General features: G+C 72.1%; 2 protein-coding genes. Both read left to right on the plus strand.

The window, feature by feature from the left end; genetic code table 11:
- The first annotated feature begins 66 nt into the window (after nt 1-66).
- Nucleotides 67-738, plus strand: a complete 672-nt coding sequence (locus IEZ12_RS35860; RefSeq protein ID WP_229848621.1) for a DUF6083 domain-containing protein — start codon at nt 67-69, stop codon at nt 736-738.
- A 743-nt stretch (nt 739-1,481) separates the two neighbouring features.
- Nucleotides 1,482-2,793 (plus strand): DEAD/DEAH box helicase (locus IEZ12_RS39760; RefSeq protein ID WP_229848624.1); only part of this gene is annotated, 1,312 nt, incomplete at its 3' end.

Here is a 2,793-nt window from a genome sequence, read left to right on the forward strand (position 1 = left end):
CCCACAACTCGTCCGGCACCAGACGCTCCACGATCAGCACGCCCAGAGTCTAGCTATCCAAATGAGATGACTTCTAAACGCTGGCACCTCGCCTCCGGCATCGCCCACCCCGGCGGCAGCGGGTCCTCCTGGTGCCGCATCGCCCACACCGCCCTGTGCCCCACGAACATCCCCCACACCGGCGCCACCACCCCCACCCTCACCGAACTGCGCCGCACCCTCGCCCTGAACACCCGACACCTCGCCAACCACGGCTTCCAACCCGCCGCCCAAGGCACCACCACCCCCAAGACCGACCCCGCACAGATCGAAACCGCACCCCCGCAACGCCCGATCGTCCACATGCTCCACACCCACTACCTCGCACCAGGCCCGCTGACCCACACCCGCTGCGTCGCCCAGACCCGGACCCGCGACCGCTGCCGAAACCCCGTCACCGACCACAACGAGGGCCGATGGGCCCTCATGCCGGTCGAACCCGCAGGCACTGCTCCCAGACACCTCGCCACGCACCTGCTGCCCACCGAGATGGCCGTCTACTACCTCAGCGACCTGCCCTACAGCGTCCAACTGCGATGGCGCAGACAACGCTGCGCCGTCCATGACTACGGCACCGCCGCAGACATCGCCGTCACCGAGTGGGAACCCTTCGACCCCTTCCTCCACCACACCCACATCCACACCCGCGTTCCCACAGAGCCCCCCACCCCCCACCCTCATACTCCCGGCAGCGCCTGATCACCCGAGCCCGCCGACCGGCCGGCACCGCTGCACCCAACCGCCCCGATCCCCGCCCCGCGCTCCATCCACCCCGAAACGGAAAACCTGCATGCCCGACGGCGACACCCAACGCCCCGCTGGGGCAAAGCCCCACGCAAACTCCGCCGCCGCTGGCACAGTGAACGCCGTGCACGAAACGGAAACCGCCGACGGCCTGACCATCCGCCAACTCCTCGCCCGCACCTGGCAGAGCGACCTGCCGGAAGACGGCCTGCCCGAGCGGTTCACCGAACCCGGCTGGACCTACCAGGAACAGGTCCCCCGTCCCTGCCCCGACTGCGAAAGCCCCCTGCACTCACTGCGCCGCCCGTACGAGTCCGCGGGCCGCCAGTACCGGTACACCGCCCTGGTCTGCCCCGCCTGCCCGCGCGCGTTCACCCTCGCCGACCTCGGCGTGAAGACCTACGACAAACTCCTGCAAGACACCCCGGCCAGAACCCGACCCGCAGGCCGGCCCAAGGCCACCCCGGCCCCCAGGCGTGCCCCCGAAGCCGCTTGGGGCCGGCTCCTCCCGTTCCCGGCCGCCCCGTGCCCGGCACCCCACCCGACCAGGCCCGACCGTCACCCCGCTCCGGCCGCCACACCCGGCCGGCGCGGCACCGGCCGCCACCCCCGGCCCGGTATGGCCCGAAGACCTGCCGCTTCCCGCGCAGCCAGAGACACGCGCCCTGTGGTGGGCCAAACTCACCGACCCCGGCCTCGTGCCCCCCGAACTCCTGCTGCGCTCCTGCGAGGACGCACGCGCCATCATCCCGGCGGGGGAGGAGTACGGCCCGCTGCGTGCGCGTCTGACCGCACTCGGCACCCAGGTGCGCACCGCGGAACACTGGGCGGAGGAAGAGGTGGTGACCACCCGCTCAGATCTGGGCGGCCCGACCGACCTGACCGCCTGGCCCGCCGGTGCGGTGACCCCGTTGGCGGGGCCAGCCGCATACGCGGCCCGTGACGCGTTCGCCGCCCAGTGGGACGCCCTGGAAGACCTGCCTGCCGACGACGCGTCAACGTTCATGCCCGTCGCCGAGTTGGTGCCCGCGGCATGGGAGCAGTTGCTGCCGCACCCGGCGTTCAACCCGGTCCAGGCCGCCGCCGTCCCTGCCGTCACCGACGGCGACGACCATGTGGTGGTCGTCGCCCGCACTGGGGCGGGTAAGACTGCGATCGGACAGGTCGCCTGCCTCACCGCGCGCGAGCGCGGACGCAAAGCCGCCTGGCTGGTGCCGCAACGCTCCCTGACCGACGAACTCGACCGCGACCTCGCCTCCTGGCGCCGGGCCGGACTGAGCGTCGCCCGCCTCACCGGCGAGGCCGCCGTCGACGTCGACCTGATCCGCCGCGCCGACCTGTGGATCGCCACCACCGAGAAGTTCGAAGCGATCTGCCGCACCGCCTCCCTGCGCGCGATCCTTGCCGACGTCGGCTGCCTCGTCGTCGACGAGATCCACCTGCTCGGCGACCCCGTCCGCGGACCCGTCCTCGAAGCGCTCCTCGCCCGCGTACGCGAGGACGCCGCCCGGGTACGGATCATCGGCCTGTCCGCCACCGTCGCCAACGCCGACCAACTCGCCGAATGGCTCGGCGCCACCCTGGTGCGCTCACCCTGGCGCCCCACCCGCCAGACCTGGCAACTACCCCAGCTGCCGGCCGACGCCGAAGCCCCCGACTGGGCCACCCGCAGCCTGCACGCCGTCCGCCTCGCCCGCCACCACACCGACGCCGGCGGCAGCGTCCTCGTCTTCTGCGGCAGCAAACGCGCCGTCCGCACCACCGCCCTCGCCATCGCCCACGACCGCGGCATCGACACCAACCGCGCCGATGTGGACGACACCGACCTCGTCGAGCGCCTGTGCACCAAAGCAGGAGTACGCCTGCACTACCGCGACTGGCCCCACAAACACGACGCCGAACAGGCCTTCCGCGCCCGCGAGGCCGACATCCTCGTCGCCACCTCCATCGTCGCCGCCGGCGTCAACCTCCCCGCCCGCGCCGTCATCGTCCGAGACACCCAGATCGGCA

It is taken from the genome of Kitasatospora griseola (assembly GCF_014648555.1).
Taxonomy (GTDB): Bacteria; Actinomycetota; Actinomycetes; order Streptomycetales; family Streptomycetaceae; genus Kitasatospora; species Kitasatospora griseola.

Coding starts and splice junctions, on each gene's coding strand:
- IEZ12_RS35860 (WP_229848621.1), top strand. CDS start 67: ATGACTTCTAAACGCTGGCACCTCGCCTCCGGCATCGCCCACCCCGGC.